Origin of the sequence: Mesorhizobium sp. M0923, from assembly GCF_040319365.1 — a bacterium.
In the GTDB taxonomy this organism is placed as follows: Bacteria; Pseudomonadota; Alphaproteobacteria; order Rhizobiales; family Rhizobiaceae; genus Mesorhizobium.
Genome location: NZ_JAMYNW010000020.1, coordinates 26,332 through 48,373 on the forward strand (window position 1 = coordinate 26,332; position 22,042 = coordinate 48,373).

22 protein-coding genes and 1 pseudogene are annotated in these 22,042 nt (G+C 59.2%); 7 read left to right on the forward strand and 16 right to left on the reverse strand.

The window, feature by feature from the left end:
- Positions 1 to 116: 116 nt before the first annotated feature.
- Positions 117 to 296 (forward strand): hypothetical protein, encoded by a 180-nt coding sequence (locus NKH89_RS27175; RefSeq protein ID WP_352466309.1) that lies wholly within the window; start codon positions 117 to 119, stop codon positions 294 to 296.
- Positions 297 to 1,075: 779 nt separating this feature from the next.
- Here the strand turns inward: NKH89_RS27175 and copD are convergent.
- From copD to NKH89_RS27225, 10 genes are all read right to left on the reverse strand, one after another.
- Entirely contained in the window at positions 1,076 to 1,933 is an 858-nt protein-coding gene (gene copD / locus NKH89_RS27180) for a copper homeostasis membrane protein CopD (RefSeq protein WP_352452022.1), read from the reverse strand.
- A 2-nt stretch (positions 1,934 to 1,935) separates the two neighbouring features.
- Positions 1,936 to 2,295, reverse strand: a complete 360-nt coding sequence (gene copC / locus NKH89_RS27185; RefSeq protein WP_352452021.1) for a copper homeostasis periplasmic binding protein CopC — start codon at positions 2,293 to 2,295, stop codon at positions 1,936 to 1,938.
- Positions 2,296 to 2,554: 259 nt separating this feature from the next.
- The gene (locus NKH89_RS27190) at positions 2,555 to 3,130 is read right to left on the reverse strand and encodes a hypothetical protein (RefSeq protein ID WP_352508359.1); all 576 of its coding nucleotides are present in this window, start codon (positions 3,128 to 3,130) and stop codon (positions 2,555 to 2,557) included.
- A 244-nt stretch (positions 3,131 to 3,374) separates the two neighbouring features.
- Complete coding sequence (locus NKH89_RS27195) at positions 3,375 to 4,382, reverse strand: AI-2E family transporter (RefSeq protein WP_352515811.1); 1,008 nt, start codon at positions 4,380 to 4,382, stop codon at positions 3,375 to 3,377.
- Positions 4,383 to 4,715: 333 nt separating this feature from the next.
- Positions 4,716 to 5,780 (reverse strand): ABC transporter ATP-binding protein, encoded by a 1,065-nt coding sequence (locus NKH89_RS27200; protein WP_352466307.1) that lies wholly within the window; start codon positions 5,778 to 5,780, stop codon positions 4,716 to 4,718.
- Complete coding sequence (locus NKH89_RS27205; RefSeq protein ID WP_352452017.1) at positions 5,773 to 7,443, reverse strand: ABC transporter permease; 1,671 nt, start codon at positions 7,441 to 7,443, stop codon at positions 5,773 to 5,775. Before NKH89_RS27205 ends, NKH89_RS27200 begins: the two co-directional genes overlap by 8 nt.
- A gap of 120 nt (positions 7,444 to 7,563) precedes the next feature.
- Positions 7,564 to 8,667, reverse strand: coding sequence for an ABC transporter substrate-binding protein (locus NKH89_RS27210; protein WP_352452016.1), 1,104 nt, complete (start codon positions 8,665 to 8,667; stop codon positions 7,564 to 7,566).
- A gap of 208 nt (positions 8,668 to 8,875) precedes the next feature.
- Complete coding sequence (locus NKH89_RS27215; protein ID WP_352452015.1) at positions 8,876 to 9,979, reverse strand: ABC transporter substrate-binding protein; 1,104 nt, start codon at positions 9,977 to 9,979, stop codon at positions 8,876 to 8,878.
- The gene (locus tag NKH89_RS27220) at positions 9,976 to 11,466 is read right to left on the reverse strand and encodes a sensor histidine kinase (RefSeq protein WP_352452014.1); all 1,491 of its coding nucleotides are present in this window, start codon (positions 11,464 to 11,466) and stop codon (positions 9,976 to 9,978) included. The genes NKH89_RS27215 and NKH89_RS27220 overlap by 4 nt, the downstream gene beginning before the upstream one ends.
- Entirely contained in the window at positions 11,369 to 12,043 is a 675-nt protein-coding gene (locus NKH89_RS27225; RefSeq protein WP_023722098.1) for a response regulator transcription factor, read from the reverse strand. Before NKH89_RS27225 ends, NKH89_RS27220 begins: the two co-directional genes overlap by 98 nt.
- Positions 12,044 to 12,459: 416 nt before the next feature.
- Between NKH89_RS27225 and NKH89_RS27230 the strand changes: the two genes are divergently transcribed.
- The 3 genes from NKH89_RS27230 (at position 12,460) to NKH89_RS27240 (ending at position 14,842) form a co-directional block, all read left to right on the forward strand.
- Entirely contained in the window at positions 12,460 to 13,806 is a 1,347-nt protein-coding gene (locus NKH89_RS27230; protein ID WP_352452012.1) for a hemolysin family protein, read from the forward strand.
- Positions 13,807 to 14,155: 349 nt separating this feature from the next.
- Positions 14,156 to 14,362: a hypothetical protein gene (locus NKH89_RS27235; protein ID WP_352491411.1), complete on the forward strand. Its 207-nt coding sequence runs from the start codon at positions 14,156 to 14,158 to the stop codon at positions 14,360 to 14,362.
- A gap of 48 nt (positions 14,363 to 14,410) precedes the next feature.
- Positions 14,411 to 14,842: a hypothetical protein gene (locus NKH89_RS27240; protein ID WP_352452010.1), complete on the forward strand. Its 432-nt coding sequence runs from the start codon at positions 14,411 to 14,413 to the stop codon at positions 14,840 to 14,842.
- Here NKH89_RS27240 and NKH89_RS27245 read toward each other — a convergent pair.
- Positions 14,780 to 15,082 (reverse strand): tetratricopeptide repeat protein, encoded by a 303-nt coding sequence (locus NKH89_RS27245; RefSeq protein WP_352452009.1) that lies wholly within the window; start codon positions 15,080 to 15,082, stop codon positions 14,780 to 14,782. The genes NKH89_RS27240 and NKH89_RS27245 overlap by 63 nt on opposite strands.
- On the opposite strand from NKH89_RS27245, the gene NKH89_RS27250 reads away from it, so the two are divergent.
- A complete protein-coding gene (locus NKH89_RS27250) occupies positions 15,056 to 15,331 on the forward strand; it encodes a hypothetical protein (protein ID WP_352452076.1) in 276 nt (91 codons plus the stop codon). The two genes, NKH89_RS27245 and NKH89_RS27250, sit on opposite strands and share 27 nt — an antisense overlap.
- 531 nt (positions 15,332 to 15,862) lie before the next feature.
- On the opposite strand, the gene NKH89_RS27255 is transcribed toward NKH89_RS27250, so the two are convergent.
- Together NKH89_RS27255 and NKH89_RS27260 are read right to left on the reverse strand one after the other, a co-directional pair.
- Complete coding sequence (locus NKH89_RS27255) at positions 15,863 to 16,396, reverse strand: IclR family transcriptional regulator (protein ID WP_352452075.1); 534 nt, start codon at positions 16,394 to 16,396, stop codon at positions 15,863 to 15,865.
- 12 nt (positions 16,397 to 16,408) lie between these two features.
- A pseudogene (locus NKH89_RS27260) lies at positions 16,409 to 16,591 on the reverse strand (helix-turn-helix domain-containing protein); the annotation flags it as partial.
- A gap of 468 nt (positions 16,592 to 17,059) precedes the next feature.
- On the opposite strand from NKH89_RS27260, the gene NKH89_RS27265 reads away from it, so the two are divergent.
- The gene (locus NKH89_RS27265; RefSeq protein ID WP_352452007.1) at positions 17,060 to 17,890 is read left to right on the forward strand and encodes a universal stress protein; all 831 of its coding nucleotides are present in this window, start codon (positions 17,060 to 17,062) and stop codon (positions 17,888 to 17,890) included.
- Between the two features lie 241 nt (positions 17,891 to 18,131).
- On the opposite strand, the gene NKH89_RS27270 is transcribed toward NKH89_RS27265, so the two are convergent.
- On the reverse strand, positions 18,132 to 18,659 hold the full coding sequence (locus tag NKH89_RS27270) for a DedA family protein (protein WP_352452006.1): 528 nt from the start codon (positions 18,657 to 18,659) through the stop codon (positions 18,132 to 18,134).
- Between the two features lie 230 nt (positions 18,660 to 18,889).
- Between NKH89_RS27270 and NKH89_RS27275 the strand changes: the two genes are divergently transcribed.
- The gene (locus NKH89_RS27275; RefSeq protein WP_352452005.1) at positions 18,890 to 19,510 is read left to right on the forward strand and encodes a transglutaminase-like cysteine peptidase; all 621 of its coding nucleotides are present in this window, start codon (positions 18,890 to 18,892) and stop codon (positions 19,508 to 19,510) included.
- A gap of 80 nt (positions 19,511 to 19,590) precedes the next feature.
- Here the strand turns inward: NKH89_RS27275 and NKH89_RS27280 are convergent, their stop codons facing one another.
- Complete coding sequence (locus tag NKH89_RS27280; protein WP_352452004.1) at positions 19,591 to 19,896, reverse strand: hypothetical protein; 306 nt, start codon at positions 19,894 to 19,896, stop codon at positions 19,591 to 19,593.
- A gap of 294 nt (positions 19,897 to 20,190) precedes the next feature.
- Positions 20,191 to 21,573 (reverse strand): multicopper oxidase family protein, encoded by a 1,383-nt coding sequence (locus NKH89_RS27285; protein ID WP_352466303.1) that lies wholly within the window; start codon positions 21,571 to 21,573, stop codon positions 20,191 to 20,193.
- Positions 21,574 to 22,042: the final 469 nt, after the last annotated feature.

The following is a 22,042-nucleotide window of genomic DNA, read 5'->3' on the forward strand; positions in this document are numbered from 1 at the left end:
GCTCCTGATCGATTCAGAGCATTCCTATCGCGAGTTCCTTGCAAACGCAAAAAGCCCCGCGTCCCGTGCTGATAACACCAGCTGATCCGCCCTAGTCGTCGGCGATCGAGCTTGCAATGACCGTGTTCGATGTGATCCGGACCTCGGGAACGTCAAATGGACAAGTGCTTGCGATTGCCGACTGTCAATATGCAGAGTTTGGAAACTTGCATTCCGTTTCTGTCCTCGCCGATTGTTTCGGCATCCGTCCGGGCGAAGAAACGCTCCTCGAATGGCGCGCCGTCGACATCGAATAGCTTTATGGAGCAAGGTTGCACGGACTTGCCATTCAAGTGGCTTTTGTCACCGCGATCATGGTTTTGGCCGGGAGGTCGTCACCGGTCGCCTCCCAGTCCTGGAAGGCGCCTACGTCACCGACGGGGGCAAGTGCTGCGTCGCCGGACAACGGAGTCCATCCGCGTCTCCTGGCCGCAGGACGGTTCGTTCGAAGTCAGGTCCATGGGCAAGACAAATACCGTGAAAAGCTTCCAACGCCAGATCGACATTATCGGCACGCACCAGCGGCGATCTCAGGCATATAGCAGCGAGCGCCGGGATAAAGAGGGGCTTCGACATCAGCACACCGCAGGGTCAAAAAATGGACCCTCTGGCACGTTAGTCAAGAGTGCCATTTAGCGGGCCCAGCGGCTGCGACGAGATCGACCTGCATCCGACTGTCGGCGGCTGCGCCGTCGCCCCGTAGTATCATTCGCCAGTTATTCTCCAACGCGGTCCGCATTGAAGACCCGCGATAGCCGTCGAACTTGTGTGTCCATCCCTCGGCCCTCGGGAGGCTTCTCCACCAGGGTGGGGATCAAAGGAGCGATGAACGCTGGCCGGCTGGTGCTGGCAGTTACTCGTTTACGCATGGAATCGTGTCTAGGTCGCAGGCATATATCCGCGCTCCACACGTCCCGACGTTGGTTAAGATCGGCAGCCAGACCGGCCAGCCACTCTGTGCGCCAGGCGGATAGAGGTGAGTGTCGATCGCGAATTGCAGAAACGGTTGCCAGCCGATAATTGCAAAGTCAGCGCGTCACGCGTACGGATCCATAAGCCCCAGCGCGCTTACATCCATAAGCACCCCAAACCCAATGATCTGCTCCAGCGCAACGTTGCGAGACAATGTTCCCAAACTTTTGGCCGGTTCGGACTTCATGCGGCTGACCAGGGCGTATCGATTGTAGACCGCCAAACCGACCATCGCGACGAATAGGCTGATCTTGAACAGGAGAATTCGACCGTAGCTGTTGCGCGGATCGGGGAACGAGCCAAGCATTAGCCAAGTGGTCATAGCGCCCGTAAAAAAAATGAGCGCAACCGCCACCATACCAAAGCGGGAGAAGCGCCACAGGACGGTTTCCACGCCTGCGACTTCGGATGGATGCCGCTGCGCTGCCGCGATTAGCAGGCCGAGGGGCAGGAGGCCACCTATCCACGCCCCGGCACTTGCAACATGGAGAGCTTGAGTCAGTGAGGCTAGAAGGCCCAACGCCGCCGCGTGGCCCTGCCAACCCTCACAGGTCAGTAGCAAGAAAGCCGGCCCGACGACCAATTCGGGCCGCCCCGAGAAGCTGATCACCAGGAGCAGGAGAACGAGCGAAAGGCGAACAAACCAAACAGTTCCGAAGTCGCTTTCCATGAGAACGCCGTGCAAGGTGTCAACCATACCCTCGCGTCCGGAGAGCCCGGCCGTAAAGCACAGCAGCCAAATTGCCGCGAAGATTGCGGCCGCAAGTGCGAGGGCAGGATTGATGTTACGGGGTAGAGGCGCAAGCGCGGGAGCCGCGGTTCTGTCTAGCGCATAGAAAGGGAAGAGTGCCGACCCGAATAGAATCATCACTGAGAGGAAGTAGACCCACCGGGCGAAGGCCAGAGTGCCATCAACGTCCATTTCTACGGTCTGACTTCAAATTTGAAATTGCCCTTCACCTTGTGCCCGTCTGCTGACAGCACGTGCCAATCAACTTGATAAACACCCGGCGCAAGGGACCTTGATACAGGTGCCACCATGTCCTTATCCTGCACCGCGATCTCCGTGGTGATCTTCGCACCATCCGGCCCCGACAGATCGATGCCCGAGAATCGAGCCTCAATGGGTTCGCTAAAGCGCAGTCGAATCTCAGTGGGCGGAGCGGCAATGGTGCTATTGATCTCTGGAGTAGCCTCGACCAATCGAGCATGCGCAAGCGCCTGGCCGGATAATGGCACGCTCCACAGCGCAACTGTGGCGATCATTCGGATAGTTCGGTTCAAGGCGAACTCCTCCCGCGACGACGGTCATCAAAGACTATGCACTTTCTGACGAGTATACGAATTTGTTCGTGTTGCAGGGCCGCCACCGTTCGAGCTGTCACGAAATTTTCCGTTTGCCGGAAAAGTGATGGGAGATCAGGCCAACACGTTACCGACCGCCGAGACTCTCGATTGAAGGTCACGGACGCCGCAAGCGTTTGTAATTATCAGGACAAGCGCGGGCCAAACAAGCGTTTGCGCCCGCGTGACTCCGTTTCAGCTACTTAACCGGGATCATGAGATGTGCGTATGGAGTGCCCGGCCACATCACATAGGGCTTGGATGTGTCAGGCTTGGGGTCCGTCGGATAGCCCTGCATCATGTCCATTGCGTTGACGATCATCACATGCGGGCCGGTCTCTATCCAATTGTTGCCTTCCTCGGGCTTCGTCGCATAGGGATCGGTGTTGCTGCCATCGGTACCGCCGGACAGCATGTACATGAAGCCGACCTTGCCCTTGGGCGGTTCCTTCTTTTCCATCCATGCCATCGCCCATTCCATCGCGTTGGCATCGCCGCACATTGGGTCCGGGCCGGGCGTGGACGGGCTGTCTGGCATGCACCAGAAGCCGTTCTTGCCCTCGCGCAGGGTGCGCATGGCGCCCTTTTCATCCGCGGCGTAGACCGCAGCGCCGCTTGCCACGGCAGGGGGTGCAGCAGATTCAGCGCTCTTGATCATCGCAGCGTCGTCGGCGGCTGCGCCTTGCATCGTAACCAAACTGCCTGCCGCCAAAAGGGCAGCGACCGTCAGAAGCCGTTTCATGGCCGTTCTCCGGTTTGAGTTGATCTTGTGCATGACGTCCGACGCACGGCTTTCCAGAGCCGTTTGTCGGTGATCAAACAGTAGCAGATTACATGCCTCCGGACAATTTACGTTTTAGCGCTGTCTAATGTCTTTGCAGGGGGCGTGCTATTAAACCTTCAAATCGGTCACGAAACTCCTGAGGGTTCACTAACCAAGATGGTGCTGTTCAGCGGCCAAATTTGCGCGGTTTCCCAGCAACCTTGCTTGCGTCGTCAAATCGCCACCTGCCCTAACCCTAGATTAGCCCGCGCATCGTCAGTTCAGCCTTCAGATAGGCATAATAGATCGGCGCGGCGACAAGACCCGGCATACCGAACCAGGCTTCCATGAAAACCATCGCCAGAAGAAGCTCCCAGGCACGCGCATTGATCCGCGAACCGATGATCTTGGCGTTTACGAAGTATTCGAGCTTGTGAATGATGATGAGAAAAGCAAGCGAGCCGAGCGCTGCAAGGAAGGAGATGCTGAGGCTGACAACCACGATCACCGTGTTGGAGATCAGATTGCCGATGACCGGCAGAAGGCCGGCGACGAAAGTCAGCGCTATCATTGTCCTGATGAATGGCAGATCGATGCCGAAGGACGGCAGAACAGCGACGAGATAGACCGCCGTCAGAAACGTATTCAACGCCGAAATCCGGATTTGCGAGAACACGATGTTGCGAAAGGCCTTGCTCAGAATGTTGACACGATCCGCCAGCGCGACCGCCAGGGGGCCGGGCTCGCGCGATGGCGCCGCCGAGCTCACCGCGATCAAGCCGCCGATCACCATGCCGACGACAATGTGGACCACCAGGACGCCAACATCCCGCCCAACGAGTTGAAGCTGGCCGGCATGTTCGCGGAGCCACCGGGCCGCGAAGACTTCCAGTTCCTCGATGTTTGATGGAAAATAGGCCATCGCCCAGGTCGGGAGATGGACGCGCGCGGTATCGATGATCTCGGCCATCTTCTTGAGGAGCGTCACGACGTTCTCCGAACCGCCAGTCAATTGCGACATGCCGCTAAAGATAGCGGCGGCTATCAGGAGCGTGAAGATCAATGCCACCAAGGTCAGCGCAAGGCTTTTCGTCAGGCTGTTGGAGACGCCGATTCGATGGAGCATCGGTGCGGCGAAATGAACGATGTTGAACACGAGAAGGCCCGAAAGCAGTGCCGGAAGCAGTCCGAGTTCGAGAACGGCGACGAGCGCTATAAGCGCAAGCAGGCACGACGCGAGATAGAACCATGAGAAAGTCAGCACTTTTCACCTGCAGAAGCAGCCAAGTCCTCTCCGGGTTTCATTAGCTTTGATACCCGGTGATGCGCAAGCGAACACGCGTTCAACACGTGTGTAAGGCTAACCGCCTCGCAGATCCCATGCTTGCGCGCCAGGTCGCCCGTTTTTGCCCCGCCTCATGCTCACGCAGGACCGCGATGATCAGCTCTTCCGTAAACCGCATTCTCTTCATCAGTCCGCCCTTCAATCGAGGCCGGACTTTAATCTCAGATGGAGGAAATTGCCCGTGGCAGGTCAGCCGCTCGAGGATGTTTATGCCGTTGGCAAGAATGATCCTCTTCGTGGTGAAGCCGAAGTTCATTCCGCCGCGAAGACCATCAGATCCTCGAAGGGGAACTCGACATAGTATTGGCCGGACGGAAGGGCGTCCCGGGAATAGGTCCGGATGGTCAGGTCATTGCTTTCGAAAATGACTTCATGCCGATCGCCAAGGAAAAGGCTCTCGACGCAGGTCATGGCGATACGTCCAGGGCCGTCCTCCCCGGACCACGTCACCCGCTCAAGCCGGACGAGTGCGGTGACTTTGGCGCCGACGGTCAGCTCCTGCTGGGCGCTGCCCACAAGATGGATGCCGTTGGCGACAATTTCCGCACGGTTGCCGTTGATGGCGGTGACCACGCCGTCAAGGCGATTGCTGGCACCCATGAACTCTGCTGCAAACAGGCTCTCCGGCTTGTTGTAGATTTGCTTGGGTGTTCCGTCCTGTTCGATCTGGCCGCCGTTGAGCAGCAGGATGCGGTCGGCGAGCGCCATCGCTTCCACCTGATCATGGGTGACGCACAGCGCCGATAGCCCGAGATTGGTGATGAGGCGGCGCAGCCAGATCCGCGCTTCTTCGCGTAGCTTGGCGTCCAGATTTGAGAGCGGCTCATCGAGCAGAATCACGTTCGGCTCGTAGACCAGCGCACGGGCCAACGCCACGCGCTGCTGCTGTCCGCCGGAGAGCTGATGCGGATAGCGCTCGCCCAGTTTGCCGAGGCCGATGCTGTCCAAAGCCTTCTGGACGCGGCTCGCAACATCTGCCTGGGATACTTTGCGCAGCTTCAGGGGATAACCCACATTCTCGGACACCGTCCGATGCGGCCACAGCGCATAGGACTGGAATACCAGCCCGAGACCGCGCGTTTCCGGCGCCAGATTGATGTTCTGCCCGGCATCGAAAAGCGGCTTGTCACCGAGCAGTATCTTGCCGCTGTTGGGTGTCTCCAGACCGGCGACCGCTCGCAAGAGCGTCGTCTTGCCGGACCCGGACGCGCCGAGCAAGGCGACGATCTGACCCGGTTCGACCGAGAAGGACACACCTTTCAGGATTTCAAGGTTGCCGTAACTGAGGCGCAGGCCGTCTATGACGATGTCAGTCATTGAGGCGGACTCCAAAGCGCATCGCGAGGGCAAGACCGGTCACGATGATGACGGTGTTGATGACGGCGAGAGCCGAGACCAGATCGATCGCGCCGGTGCCCCAAAGGGAAACCATGAGCGAGCCGATCACTTCGGTTCCCGGTCCGAGCAGATAGACGCCCGTCGAATATTCACGGGCGAAGATCAGGAAGATCAACAGCCAGGCCGAGAACATGCCGCCGCGGATGAGCGGCAGGGTGATGTCCCTGGCAACCTGGCCCTCGCTGGCACCAACTGACCGGCCGGCTTCCTCGAGCTCCTTGCCGATCTGCAGGAGCGTTCCGGAAATCAGCCGCATGCCATAGGCGAACCAGACAATGGTATAGGCGAGCCATACCGAGATCATCGTGGCGCGCAGGGGTGCGATCGGCTTGAAGAACAGAAATATCCACAGCATGGCGAGGCCAGCCACAATGCCCGGCATCGCCCGCGGTATCATGGCCACGTAGTCGACGACTTTGGTCAGGGGTGCGCTCGAGCGATGACCGGCGAGTGCCACGGCAGTATAGGCCGCGATCGAAGCCGCGCCGCCGACCACCGCGACGCCGACCGTGTTGACAATGGCGCTGACGACATTCGGATAGTCAGCGAGATCGCGATAGTGATCCAACGTCAGCACCTGGAAGATATTCACCCCGACGCCCCAGCTTGTCACCAGTGAACGAATTGCGACGCCGCCCACCGGTATGATCACGGTGGCCGCGAACCAGGCCACCACAAGCGCGAAGGCCGGCCAGCGAAGAGCGCCCAGCCGGATGGGGTTGTGCCGACTGCCCTTGCCTTTGACGGACACATAGCGGCTGGCGTTGCGCAGCATGTAGCGCTGCAGCACCACCAGCGGCAGCGCGATCATGATGATCGCCACCACCACTACGGCCATCAACTGATAGGAAGGAACACCGAGCTTGTTGGTGAGCTTGTAGAGATAGGTGGCGAGAACCAGCACGCCTTCCGGATCGCCAAGCACCAGCGGCAGGCCGAAAAGTTCGAAACCGAGGAAGAACACCAGAACCGCCGCATAGAGCACCACCGGCATCACCATGGGCAGCGACACACTGGCGGCGACGCGCCAAGGGCCAGCGCCGGCGGTGCGTGCCGCCTCTTCGAGGTCGGCGCCAACGTTGCGGAGCGCCGCCGATGCATAGAGATAGACATGTGGGACATGGGTGAGCCCGGCAATGATCGCGATCGATGTCACCGAATAGACATTCCAGGGCACGTAGCCGATCATCGACTTGACCGCCAGCGAGACGAAGCCGACTGGTCCCAGTGTCATCACATAGCCGAAGGCCAGCACCACCGCCGACATGAAAACCGGGATCAGGATGATCGGCTCCAGCCAGCGCTTGCCCGGCACGTCGGTGCGCACGATGATGAACGCCAGCAGGATTCCCACCGGAACTGCGATCACCGTCATGCCCACCGCGAGCTTGAGCGAAGTCGTCAGCGCTAGCCAGAAATCCGCGTCCGCGAGGATGAAGCTGTAGGCGTTCAGCGACAGATGCGCGGTTTTCTGGAAGAAAGGCGCGGACAGAAAACTCTGATAAATGATCAGGGTGACCGGTGCCAGCACCACCAGGATGGCGAGGAGGTTGGTGCTGACACGAAAGACACGGAAGGGCATGATCGCCTCGAACAAAGCCGGGGGCCGTCCGCTAGCAAGAGCGCAAGCGCGCCGTTCCGATGGTTCTCAATAGCAAGAAGGGTGAGAGAGCCGACTGTGGAGGCACTCCCGATCAAGCGATTACTCGCCCTTCATGGCTTTCTGCCACTCGTTGAGGAACGCCAGCCGTGTCGTCTCGTCGAGACCTTCGAGCAGCTCGTCGTCGAGCGCGATCGGGTGAACGTTTTCACCGGCGGCGGCCTTTATGGACGCCAGCGTGGTTGCCCCTTCAACGTCATCACGAACGGCATAGAGCTTGATGTCGTCGGCGATCAGCTTCTGCGCGCGCGCCGACAGCAGATAGTCTACGAATAGCTTCGCAGCATTGGGATCCTGGGCTTCCGCCGGAATGACGGTGGCGCGGGTGGTCACCAGGACATAGTCCTTCGGGATTATCACACCGAGGTTCTCGTCCTTGGCCTGCTTGGCGAGGCCATATGAGCCGAAGATGCCATAGGCGATGGAATGTTCGCCAGACGTGACCTTCTCGATCATCGAGCCGGCGGAGCTGTAGAGCTTGATATGGGCCTTGCCAAAAGCCTTGTTAAGCGCCCAGGAATCGGTCCAGTTCTTGGCGTCCTGGTTGTAGAAATAGAAGCCGACACCGGATTTTTCCGGATCGTAGGACGCGATCTTGCCATCATATTCTGCGGTTTTCCCGGTCATCAGCTTGAGAAGATCGGCGTGGGTTGCGGGAACATCGCCTTCAGGCACGAGACGCTTGTTGTAGACGAAAGTCACCGGGTCGGCGGTGGTACCATAGACCATGTCCTTGTAGGACGCCCAGGCCGGAAGGTGGGCCGCCTCCACGGATTTGTATTCCTGCGCATAGCCGTCTGAGGCAAGTTTGATCTGCAGATCCGGAGCCGAAGACCATGCGACATCTGCCGTGCCTTGGCCCGAAGCGGTTTCGGCAATGACGCGATTGTAGAGTTCGGTGGAATTGAGGTCGGAATATTCGACGGCGATGCCGGGGAACGCTGCTTCGAAGTCCTTGAGCAAGGGCTGGACCAGCGCCGCATCGGTCGTTGAATAGATGCTTAGGTGTCCTTCCGCGGTGGCGGCGGCCACCAGATCCTTGTAGTCGTCCGGATACCCGGCGGGGATCTCGGCAGCGGCGGCAAGCGTCGCGAAAGCGGCTGACAGCGAAAACGCGGCCATCATCGTCGCAAGACGATTTTTCATTAGGGTCTCCTCCAAGTTCGCCTAAATCGTACTCCTCCAGGCACAAAGGCGAGTATCATCCTGACCTGTCACCAACCTGTCACGGCGATGTCGAGGTTTGCTCAGCCGACTAGGCCCGATGGGTCGTGATCAGATTGTCGACGACAGCCGGATCGGCCACATCGACGTATTGCCGAATTTTTGAAATCTTGGGACGGCATCCTACGCGTCACGGTCGCTGGCCCTGCGCATCGATCATGGACTTGCTCCAATCCTCGATGAAGCGGCGGCGCAACGCCTCGTCCTGTACGGCAAGTAACGCAGGGCCGATGCGTATGGCGCGCGCGATACCAGACTCCCCAAGTTTTTCCGGGCCGTCCGCTCCCTCAGGCAATTGCCCGTTCTCGGCAAAGAAGAAGGCGCTATCCCTGGCAACCTTCTGTCCTCGGGCTGACAGAAGGTAGTCGAGAAATCGTTTGGCAACGCCCATATTCGGCGCCGTCTTCGGAATGAGCGCGCCACGACTGAGTATCAGCGCATAGTCCCGCGGGACAACGACCCTCAAATCGGAATTGCCCCTGGCCGCGGCGTAGGCATATGACCCGATCATATTGTAGCCTATATACAGGCTCCCGTTTGCAACGTCCTGAAGGGTCTCCGCGGTGCAACAACGCACCACAGTTTCCGCTCGGCTCATGCTTTCCAGAAGCCGACCGTAGACCGCCGTCGTCTGCCGCGCATCACTGAACGCCAATAGGTAGCCGATGCCCGAAAGTCGGATGTCGAACGTTCCGACCCGTCCGCGATAAAAATCGATCCGCCGCCTGAGAAGATCGGCGAGTTCGATGTGGGTGCGCGGTACGTCGCCGGACGGCACGAGGCGGGCATTATAGACGAAGACGGCCGGTTCGTAGGTAAAGCCGAATACCTCGTCGCGCCAGTTTGCCCAATTGGCGACATGCGCGGTTTCGGCCGACACGTGCGGCGCCGCGCAGCCGTCATTGGCGAGCTTCACGAGTTGGTCGACCGACGGAGACAACAAGATGTCGCCCAGCACCGCGTCCGTCCGACAGGCTTCACTGGCACTCCTTTGCAAGTCGTTGGTGACATATTCAACATACTCGACGGCCACGTTGGGGAAAACGGACTGAAAATCCCGGATCAGTGGTTCCATAGCCGCCAGATCGGTCGCGGCGTGGATCGACAGTCGGTCCTTCTCCGGCTGAGACGAAGGGAAAAATGCGCTGCTTCCTTCAGCAGCTCTTGCCGCGTGACCGATGCATAGGAGGACGGCAGCCATCAAACCGAATGTCGGCAATGTTCCCGTTATCATCCGGTCTTCTCCGTGGCGATGGGCAACGTCAAGGTGACGGTGAACCCTTGCGTGCCCTTCCCGCCATCCTTGCTTGTCTCGCGAAAGGTCAGCGCGCCACCGTGAGCCGCCGCAACCTCCGACGCGATGGCGAAACCAAGACCTGCGCTGCCGTCATGAGATTTGGACGTTTCGAAGCGCTGCGTGACCCGCTCCCACTCGCCCGGCGGAATGCCCGGTCCGTCATCTTCGACCTCGAGATGGGCACGCGTACCGTCCCTGCGTACTCTGACCTCAAGGCGCGACACCACTCCATGACGCAAGGCATTGTCGATGATATTGACGATCGCTTCGCGAAGGCTGACGGCGTCCGCAAGCACGACCGGCTCGTCGTCAGGCGCCTCGAAGGAGACGATAATGTCCGGATCGATAGTTATCGGAACCGCCGCACGGAAAGCGCGCCGTGCGACATCTGCCAGACCGTGCGGCTGAAGCTGCACGGAATCGGCACGATGGATGACCATGGCGTGGCTGAGCAACTGGTTGGTCAGGCGCGCAAGTTCGCTGGCGCGCTGCTGTACGCGATCGAGATGCTGGCGGCTCGACTTGTCCAGCTTGGCTTGACTCAACAGATCGAGCTGCGCCGTTAGCGCTGTCAGCGGCGTTCTGATCTGGTGCGCCGCGTCGGCGATGAAGCGCTGCAGGAGTTTCACGCGCTCGTCGAGCCGACTCATGAAATAATTGATGGAAGTAACGAAGGGCCGCAATTCTCTCGGTACGACGACCGTTACCGGCGTCAGGTCTTGTGGATCGCGACGGCGGAGCGTCGCTCCGAGATGCTTGACCGGTTGCAGAGAATAGCGAATAGCAATCATCGCTCCAGCCAATGCCAATATGCTCATGACCGCCAGGAGGACGGTCGCCCTGAGAGTCAATTCACCCGCGAGCGCGCGGCGGGCTTCCGTGGTCTGCCCAACGATGACATGCGCCCAACCGGATACGGCTGGATCGGACAGTGCGCGCGCCACCACCGCAATCCGAACCGGTTCGCCGCGATAATGCGCCGATTCCAATACCGGGACATCGTGTATTGCGGCCAGATCAACTTCTGTTTGCAGATCGGCATAACCTGTCAGCGTCGCGCCGGAAGGGCCGATCACGCGATAGAAGATGCGATCGCGGCTGGCGAGGCCCAGAAGTTCAAAAGCTGATACCGGCAGGTTGATGATGAGCGAACCGGATTCAACCGTAAGGCTGTCTGCCATCTGGATGGCCGCACCAAGCAGAAGCCGGTCATAGGCGTCATCGGCGGCGGTACGTGCGTAGTACGACGCCGCACTCACCAGAAGAGCCGCACCCAGGCCCAGCACCAGCGAGATGCGGACCGCCAGGCGCGTGAAAAGGGAAGGCTCAGCCGGTATCATCGGAAGCCAGCTGATATCCCACGCCCCGCACGGTAACGATCTGCGCCTTGGCGCCTTCCAGCTTCTTGCGCAGCCGCCCGACATAAAGTTCGATCGCGTTCTGATTGGCCGGCTCGTCAAACCCGAAAAGCTGATCGATAAGTTCATCTTTGCTGAAGACGCGGCCTGGCCGCGACGCCAGTATCTCAAGCAACGTCATCTCGCGTCGTTTCAATTGCACCTCGCGCCTGCCTACTCGCACTGAGCGGCTGCCGCGGTCGAGCACGACATCGCCACACTGTACGATGTTGGTCGCCTCGCCGCTTTTCCGCCGGAGCAGAACACGGGCGCGCGCTTCCAATTCCCGGAAATCGAACGGTTTGACCAGATAGTCGTCGGCGCCGAGATCAAGCGCGCCAACGCGGTCCTCTATCTCGGAACGGGCCGTCAACATCAGAACCGGGGTCGTATTCCTTGCCTGCCGGAGCCGTCGAACGATTTCGAACCCGTCGAGGCTGGGCAGCATGACGTCGAGGATGACGAGATCGTAGCAGGTGAAATCGAGGATCTCTGCGGCAGCACGGCCGTCCGTCTCCCAATCGACTGCGTGGCCGATCGTTTCGAAGCGGCGGCTGATAGCCTCGCCAACGTCGCGCGTGTCTTCGACGAGGAGAATTCGCATGCCGGAGCATTTGCACGGAAGCAGCCGCCTATCAAGCGTCACCTCTTTGCGGAGAGGCGCTTGACATCATCTGCAGATCACGCGTTGGCTTCAGCCCTGTTACCGTCAGCAGTTCAAGCTATCCAATCATTTGAGCTTTATCGACGGGCTGCGTGATGGCGTCTGCCTTCATGTGATCTGCGCATCCACGCCAAGAACGCGGCGCGTCGGTACATGACCCGCGCTGCAAGCCACGGCTGGACCACGCACTTTGCCGCATTCAACGTATTCGACCGCACCGTGATCAGTCGCTAGTAGATGCACCACCATCGCCATCAGGGGATTATGCTTCTGGCGATCGTGATGCTGACAGCGATTGCGCAATGCCATCATTTGCGCTTCAGAGACGTATCCAATTGCGTCATTAAGAGGATATCATGCCGACAGGCGATGGCAGTTTGAGCGACATTCTTGGTATCTTATCGGTTCTCCTACTCGTGGCCGCAAACGGCTTCTTTGTCGCCGCCGAGTTTTCCCTGGTCGCCGTGCGCCGAAGCCGAGTTGCCGAACTCGCTGCGGCTGGGCGGCTGAACGCGGCAGCGCTCCAGCGGGCCGTCGACAATCTCGATGCCAATCTGGCGGCGACCCAGCTCGGCATCACCATTTCATCGCTCGCGCTCGGCTGGATCGGCGAACCTGCTCTCGCGCATCTCGTCGAGCCTCTCTTGATCGGGCTGCTCGGGTCGTTGGCGACTGCGGGCTCACACACTGTCGCCGTCGCGATCGCTTTCATCATCATCACCGCGCTTCACATCGTGCTTGGCGAGCTCGCACCAAAGAGTCTGGCGCTCCAGCGCAGCGAAGACACTGCGCTCTGGGTCGTGCGTCCGCTCGGTCTGTTCCTCTTTCTGCTCAGGCCGGCGATTCTAATGCTGAATGGTCTCGGCAACCTCGTTCTGCGACTCTGCGGCCTGCGCCCGGGAACCGGTGAGGATTCATTGCACTCGCCAGACGAGCTGAAGCTTCTGATCTCGGCCAGTCAGGAAGGCGGGCTGTTGCAGCAGGCGCAGCGGGAGATGGTCGAGCGGGTCTTCAATATCGGCGAGCGCCGCATCAGTGACATCATGACGCCTCGGCCGGATATCGACTGGATCGACGTGAATGATGACCGAACCGAGATTCTTCGTACGATCCGCGATTGCCGCCATGAGCAGCTCCTTGTCGGCAAGGGCGGTATCGATGAACTGCTCGGCATGGTTCTGAAGAAGGACATGCTCGACCAGGTTCTTGACGGGCAGGTTCTCGATCCGATGGCGATCATCCGTGAGCCGCTCGTCGTTCATGAATCAACGCCGATTTTCAAAGTGCTGGAGCAGTTCAGGAAGGCGCCCGTCCGCATAGCAATGGTCCTCGACGAGTACGGAAGTCTGGAAGGAATTGTTACCCAGACCGATTTGCTCGAAGCCATCGCCGGCGACCTGCCCAACATCGAAGGCGAAGAGCCGGATATCGTCGAGCGTGAAGACGGCTCCCTTCTCGTGGATGGTATGATGTCGGCCCAGGACGCGTTCGATCGCCTTGGTTTTCGAGCACGGCCAACTGAAGGCGACTTCCATACGATCGCAGGATTTGCCCTGTTTCGACTAGGGCATCTGCCTGAGATCGGGGAACATTTTGATTATGGCGGCTGGCACTTCGAGATCGTGGACATGGATGGCCGGCGGATCGACAAACTGCTCGCACGAAGGAACTCTCCCACGGGGCGGCAAGAAACATCGGAGTAAGAATGCCCGGATTCCTGCAAGACAGGCGTCGTCATTTTCATTTTTGCGTGGTTGCTCGGCGGGGCCCTTCCTTTATCCCGCAAACCCGGCAGTCGTGGTGGTGATTCTGCCGTTAGTCATGATGACGCGACAGTTGGTTGCCTGCGTGGCTCCCTTCCCTGATGGCCTTTGGAACGGCTTGGGCTACCGGACGGATGGGTTTCGCCTGTATTAAAAAAACTCGCCAACTTGTCCAAAGTGTCAACGGAGCATTGCCCTTGCCTTATCGCCGCTTGGAGTGTGATCGGCAATCGTGGTATCGCAATGCCGGGAGGCGACGATGCGTGTCATTTTCCGATGTGATCCAATGTTGGTCGAGCATTTGCCACGCCCGATCCTCGCGCGCGGCGCGTTGCCGGATTGGCTGCGCACAATGCCCGCTACTTCCTTTTCGGCGATCCACGGCCGCGACATTCGCACGCTCAAGCAGTGCCCGCCCGTTATCGATGCGATGACCTATGGCTTCATGATCCTCCTGCCGTGCGACGTCATCGCCGACAAAGGGACCTTTTCCTAGGACTGGCAGATTCCGGACCCGGTCACCGGGAACCACCCCCGAGCGCCTTTGAGCTTCCACACGCCGGGGCAACTCGCAGGCAGCCCGTTTGCCACTCCCGGTCAGGCCGCCCTCAAATTCAACAGCTTCTGGACCATACAGGTCGAGGACGGCTGGTCGCTGTTCGCGACGCATCCGGTCAATCGCGACGATCTGCCCTTCAGGCTGGTGACGGGCCTGGTGGATTCCGACCGGTTCAACGATGGAGGCATTAATTTCCCGGCGGTCTGGACTGAGCCCGAGTTTTCTGGCTTGCTCAGGAAAGGAACCCCGGTCGCGCAGTGCTTTGCGGTTCCACGGGTTGAGCCGCAGCTGGAATACGAGGTGTTCGATGAAAAGCGGCAGGCATCGTATGCGCAGACGGTCGCCGATGTCCTGTCAACGCCCGGTGTGTACCGCAAGCGGTTTCGCGCCAGGCGGGGACGCTCCACCAGCGAGTGAGCGACGCAGCGCTTCCTCATCAAGCCATAGCCGGCCGCTGGACGCCGATGTGAGTGCCATGGCGATGACGCCGAACGTGGATGGGCGCAGACTGTAGGCAATCGAATACGCAGCCATGGCCCCGTCGAGGTCGCCGACTTCCTGCAGGACGACACCCAGATTGACGGCAGCTTCCGGGGCGTCCGGGCTCATCTTCAGCACCCGCCGATAGGCTTGAGCGGCGCTGCCGAACTTGCGCATGTCCTGACGCACCAGCCCGAGGTCAAACCACGCAGCCGGATGCCCACCGCCGGCGACAGCGCGTTCGAGGAAGCCCTCCGCTTCGGCAGGCGCACCGCGTTGCCAGGCAAGGCGCCCGAGGCGCGCCGCTGCCTCCTAGGATTTCGGATCCCGCTGCAAGACAAGTGTCCAGCATTCGCGCGCGGCCGGGGCGTCGCCTGCCTGATCAAGGGTACGTGCTCGCTCGATGAGGATTTCCGCCTGCAATGATAGCTTGGCTGCGCGATCCAGCTGTTGCAACGCCGCTTCAAACCTGCCTTCGGCCCGGGCAATCCTGCATGCCAGAATCAAGGCAGGCACATTGTCCGGGCGAACGGCAAGGCTCGCTTCGATGCGCGCGCACGAGCCCCCGGCATGTCTGCCCTTGCGAACAGGAACGCCGCCAGAAGATGGCAAAGCGCTGGATCGCCCGGGTGCTGCCCCAGGCCCAATGCGCACAGATGCATCGCTTGGTCGTGATTACCGGAATTGAAAGCAGCCACCGCCCGGCGGATCAGATCGCCACTATCGCTTTGATTGTGCGCGTTGTTGCTCGGACGCTCACTGGCAGTCATGTCCTCAAGCGCCCGATGTCGATTCCAATCATGTTTGGCGGGGCCGCTTGCCATGAATCGAGCAGAGTAGCCGATTTGGAGCCTCGCTTGTCATCACGCTTAACCGCTTCCAAAGGCAAGAAGGCCACAATCCGCCCCAACTGCTGCTCCCGTGCCCTTGGGCACACACGCTCTAGTGACGACCATTCTATGAGCGCGCTTGTAAATATTGGCTACTCGCAAGGGATGTCCATAGGCGTTCGTCAAATTCCAGCAAAAGCGGTCTCATGTTGACCAGCTTTTCCGGTGTAAATCTGGTCAGCGGTCCAGAAACAGCCAGCGCTCCGGCCAAGCCCTCGCTGCCTGAAAAAACCGGTACGGCCATCGTCGCTGTTTCAGAATCTCCCTCCCCGAGCGATACAAACGGAATCTTCGCCATAAGAGCTATTCGCATTCTAGGCTTAGCGAGACTAAACCGAGCAAGCACTTGGCCAGCTGCATGATGGTCAAGCGAAAGCACATCGCCCTCTCGGATTTGATCCCGGATCAAATGGCGACAGTCTGCACGAAACAGGCAAATGCTGCGATTTCCCTCCTTTCGAAAAAACGATGCGCTTTCATTCGCCCGTTCAACAAGGCTCAAAAGGAGAGGCCGAACGAAGGCCTCCATCTTAAAACGACGACGGTAGAATGAGCCCAATATCATCGGCGTAGGGCCGGCAGCAAAGCGCTTGTCCGCCATGCGAACAATGTAGCCACTCCGGACAAGGGATTCCGTTAACCGAAGGATCGTGCTTTTGTAGAGGCCTGGTCTAGAAGAAATCTCGGCCAAGCTTAAACCTTCGTCGCGCTCTGTGAAGCACCCGAGGATCGAAAGCGCGCGATCGACAGCTTCAACCCCTCCCGCTCTTGTGTCTGCTTGGAGCCTGCCGGACATAATGTAGGGAGCACAACACTGGCGCGTCGGTTGCGGCAGGCTGCGTTACAGCTTCGCTAGGCATCCAGGTTTGGCCGGTATCCGGATTCAGGAAGGATGATCGCAGAACGCGGATCTCCAGATGTCAAACCCCGATGGTCCCCGGCGCGGATCGTGAACAGCGGAGTTTCCGCCACATCCTCGGCTGCCGCTACTGTCAAAACAATGCTTGCGGGCGCCACTGCGCTCATGGCAACAAACGGGCTAATCTTTGTTGACATTTCTCGTCATCGATGCCTGCCATTATAGCCACGACCGTTCAGGACGGAATCGATGCGGCGCAAGATCGCCTTGGAATATCGAGGTAGGCGATAGCGAACCTCGGTCGTCTGAGTATTTTGGCGGGCTGAACTAGGAGGCTTGAGGTGTGTAACACGCGTTGGGCCATTGGTCGCTCGACAGCGGCCGAAATCATGGAGCTGAGGTTTGATGAATAAGATTGCCTTACTTCCTCTGGTGACGTATCCGGAAGCGAATTCCACCAAAATCGCCTTAAACGCAATCGCGGTGGTCAAGCACATTGGCGCGGCGCTTCACGCATTAACGATCAATGTCGATATCCCGGGTATTTCCAACCCGGTGTCGAGATACTTGATCAACCTTCCCGAAATGATCCGGGAGACAGAAGCGACCAGCCGCAAGCACGGGCTCGATTTGCTGGAGGCATTGAAAGCTGAAGCGGCACGTGTCGGATCGTCCCTGACAACCGAGGAGATTGCTGTTCAGCCGGCATCTGTCAGCGATGTTGCGGCAGTGAAGTCACGCTATTTCGATTTTGCTTTGATTGGGTTGGAGCCAAATAACCAGACTGCGCGCATGACCGTTGACGCGGTTCTGTTTGGTTCGGGCCGACCGACCATAATTCTGCCGGAAAGCGCAAATGTTGGTGCAATCGATCATGTTATCATCGCTTGGGATGGGAGTCGCGTTGCGGCCCGGGCCGTTGCCGACGCGTATGAGTTTCTGCAATGTGCGGCAAAGATAACCGTACTGACGGTGACAATCGAAAAGCCGCTGCGCGATATTGGCGAAAGCCTTGCTTTAAGCCTGAGAATGCGTGGCCTTCCCGCTGAGGGAGTCTCAATCGATACGGAAGATCGCCCCATTGGCGTTACGCTTCAGGAGCGCGCTGTCGGCATGGGCGCCGATCTGCTTGTCATGGGTGCGTACGGCCATTCCCGGATGAGAGATTTTGTCGTGGGTGGCGCAACCAAGGGCGTTCTGGGCGATCTGCGCCTGCCTGTCCTTTTGTCGCACTAGAAATCTGCAAATCTGGCCTCGAGTAGCGGCGGCAAGTTGGCTCCTACGGTTGCGCCAGCGGCATCAAAGGAACCAGCTACGAGTTCAAGACGAAACCGTGCCTAATTCTCTTGAGTTGCGGATTGTTTCGCCTTCGAAATTCGAATTCGAACTGAACTGGGGAGCATACCCGTTCGCGCCGCCTACGATTGATTCCTGCCCTTGCCAGAGGCAGACAATGACGGTCCGCCTTTGGTGCCCATCAAATCCACGCCTGCAGCCATTTGAGGCCGAAGGCGCCGGGAGCCAGAATACCTGTGGCCCAGACGAAGGCTGAGGTGATGTTGGCAATCTGAAACGTCAAGGCGGGCATCTTACAGATGCCCGCCGCCAATGGCACGGATGCGCGCAAAGGACCGAAGAAGCGCCCAAAGAACACCCCGGCCACCCCCCATCGCTCGAAGAACAGGTGACCGCGCGGAATGAGGTTTGGATAACGTGACAGGGGCCAATAGTGCGAAACCCCGTTTCCCAACCGCGTGCCGATCCAGAAGGACAGCCAGTCCCCCAATGCCGCCCCAATGGCGGCGGCAAGCCACAGGGGCCAGAATGCGATACCGCTTTCGCCGATGAGAAAACCGACACCGATCAGGATCACGGTTGCAGGCAACAACAGAGAGATGAACGCCAGCGATTCCCCAAAGGCCAGCACGAGCACCAGCGGAACACCCCATGCTTCATGCGTCCGGATAAACGCGATCGTCGCTTGCGTGACCTCATCGAGGCTCATTCATCACTTTCCAATTCGCACCAAGCGTGACCGACGGTTGACATCTCACCATATCGGTCCCTCTGGCAAAGACCTGCCGCGCAGGAAACCGAAATCGTGCAGACGTGTAGCGGCCGAGCAACGCACACGGCGCAAGTAACCATTCAGAAGGATCTTCCTCCCGCTCTGATTGACAGAACCCACGGGATCGACCTTAACTCATTCTTAACAAAGGTGGTTGGGCGGGTCGGATGAGTTCCTCACGAGTGCGGTTGTGCGCACGGTTGGGCGGCGGTGCGGTCGTTGCAATCATTGCGATAATGTCCACGTGGTCGGCGGCGACGGCTTCACAGTCGATGCCGATCGGTGGCTTTACCTCGCAGCCGATCGGTCACTACGATTTCTGCAAATCCCATCGGGCCGAATGTGAGATCCGCTCACGCGACAATGGTCCGGAGCACATGACCGGAAAACTCTGGCGGCAGATTACGAGCGTTAACCTGACGGTCAACAACAACGTCAAGCCGATGAGCGATCTCGACCAGTACGGACAGGACGAATTCTGGGCTTATCCGGACAGTGGTTTCGGCGATTGCGAAGACTATGCGCTGGAAAAGCGTCGCCGTCTGATAAACCGCGGCATTCCTGTGTCGGATCTGCTGATGACGGTTGTTCGCAAGCCCGACGGCGAGGGTCATGCAGTGCTGACTGTTCGTACCGACACGGGCGACTTCATCCTCGACAACCTCACCGACACGGTGCGCCGCTGGGACCAGACCGGCTACCGCTTCCTGAAGAGGCAAACCGGCACCGACACGGGGCGCTGGGTCTCCCTCGATGGCGACAACCCGCTGGTCAGCGCAATCAAGTGACGGTAGTGTAACAGTTCACCCCAAAGTTGACGCCTTGCCGAAAGAGATCTCTGTGGCTGATGCGCAGCCTGCTCTTCGTCTTAGGTCGGAGTGTTCGTCGTTGTTAAGGCTTTGTGTCCGGCTTCGCCTGATTGCTGCTCGCCCCCTTCGACGAGCACACTCAATGGTGCTGTCGCCTCCGGGCAGCCGCTCTGAATTTTTTTCCATGACGAAATGTTGAGAACCATGTCGCATTGCGCGAGTTCCGGTCCAGACGGCAATTGCAGACAGGCGAATTCACCGTGATGGAACGTCCGGCCGTTGGCGAGGCACTGACATTCTGCCCGCGCGGGCGTTGCAACAAGCGCCACGAAAACCAGGATGCAAGAGGCATGGAACGTCCTCATGCGAAATCATAGCACGATCCGGAGCGGGCGCCAGATCGCCCAGCATGAGCTACAGCGCCGTGATGATGACCAACGCAATCGCGACCGCGGTGGCATGGGAACCGGCGTTGGCGAGCGAGCCCGGGAGGCCACTCAGCAGAGGCTCGATCAGATGCACAGATCAGCACCCGTCGCCGGCCGCTCCGGCGCCCGTGAGCAGTAGCGCCATTAGTGCGGCGAGAACTCGGACGCTCCGCCTCGCCCAATTTCGACCCTCTCACGCCCTCGGCAACGCAACCCTGGATGAGGACCGGGTCATTCCACACGCAAATAACCGGTCAGGCCGCTCTTCTGATGTTCAATGACGTGGCAATGGAATGCCCAATTACCCGGATTGTCAGCGACCAACGCCACTTCCATCACTTCTTGCGATTTAAGAAGGGCCGTATCTGTTACAAGCGACGCAATTTTGCGCTTGTCGGAGCGTAGCAGACGGAAAGACATACCGTGCAAATGGATCGGATGATCGTTCGGCGTTTCGTTGCGAAGGCGCAGAACATAGCTTTTGCCTCGTTTTAGAGCCGCGAGCGGATCAACTGGCCCCGGCGCGTCCCCTCGCCAGGCGACGCGGTTGATCGACCAGAAGGTGTAGCCGAGCGTGCCGCAAACACCCGGCGCCGGCGCATCACCATTGGGCGACCAGCCAAAGACGAAGTCCATTGTCTCGGGATCGGCAAGATCCGGCTCCGGTACGCGATTCGGCCGCAGCGGCTTGAGTTCGCCAAGCGTCCGCCCCGCGCTGGCGCCGATAGGCCGGAATCGGACGAGAACGCGAGGTCCCTTGGCTGTTCTGAGATTCAGGCTGACGATCTCGTCTTCGCCATCAGGCACGCGGAGGGCGACATCGGCGCGCTGGCCGGGCGCGATGACAATGCCCCGAGGCGCAACAGGCTGCGGCAGCGGGTTGGCATCAAGAGCGATCACTTTGGCCGTTCCGCCATCGAGGTCATAAGTGCCGATACGGGTGACATCCGTGACTGCCAAACGCAGGCGCACAAGGCTGCCCGCTGGCAGATCGTAAATCGGGGTGACTTCCCAATTTACCGTCGAGACCGTACCCAGCGTGCCGCCGCGCGCAGCGTTGCGTGCCTTGAACAATTCGATGAACTGGCCGTCTTCGCCGAGACGGAAGTCGCGTATATTGAGCGGCAAATCCTGGTCGAAACCGGCATCTTCGTCATCTTCGACAACAAGCATGCCTGTCAGACCGCGGGCCATCTGATCGAGCGTGTTGCAATGCGGATGATACCAATAGGTGCCGGCATCCGGCGGTGTCAGAGTGTAACGGAAGCTTTCGCCCGCCGCGATGGGACGCTGGGTGAGATAAGGCACGCCGTCCATGGCATTGGCGATGCGCAATCCATGCCAGTGCACACTCGTCGCTTCATCGAGATCATTGACCACGTCTATGGAAAACGGCCTACCTCGCAATAAACGCAGAGTGGGCGGCGGCCCGCCCGCACCGAAACTCATCATCCCTTTGGTGACGGTGCCGGGCAAAATCGACCGACTGATCGCTGAAACCCGCAAGGTCAGATCGGCTGCTACGGCCCTGCCGGCAATCAGCCCGCCTGCAGCGCCGACAGCTACTGCTGCCGTGCCGCCCAGCAAGAATCCCCTGCGCGACATTCCCGACATGAAGCAGCCCTTTCAGTGGAGTATAGCGGACGTGGTGTTGTTGTCTCTTCGTTCACGAATTTCGAACCCTGGCAATGATTCAAGGTCAAGGTGGCGTAGTCTCCGAAGGACTTCAACTGAAGTTGGAGTTTCACTTGCTTTTTGATGATTGCCACACAACGTCGCACTGAGCCGCGAGGCGTCTACGTGGCAGCTCTCGCCGAACGGCGTGTTGTGGGTGTAGCGTGCCCGATTGGCAGGAGTTACGACGCAAGCTATCCCCTTGCCGGAAATGGGCTCGCCTGAAATAGCACATTTGAAGCGGCCACCGTCTCTTAAACGCCCATAAACGCAAACGCCCATAGACGCTCATCACTCGTCAGCGCTCTATCTCGGCCCATTTCTGCTCGCCGCAGGATCGGTGCAAATACGGTCATCCAATTTCAATAACGGAACCCTGTAATGCTGCCGTCACATACGGTGGCTAGGC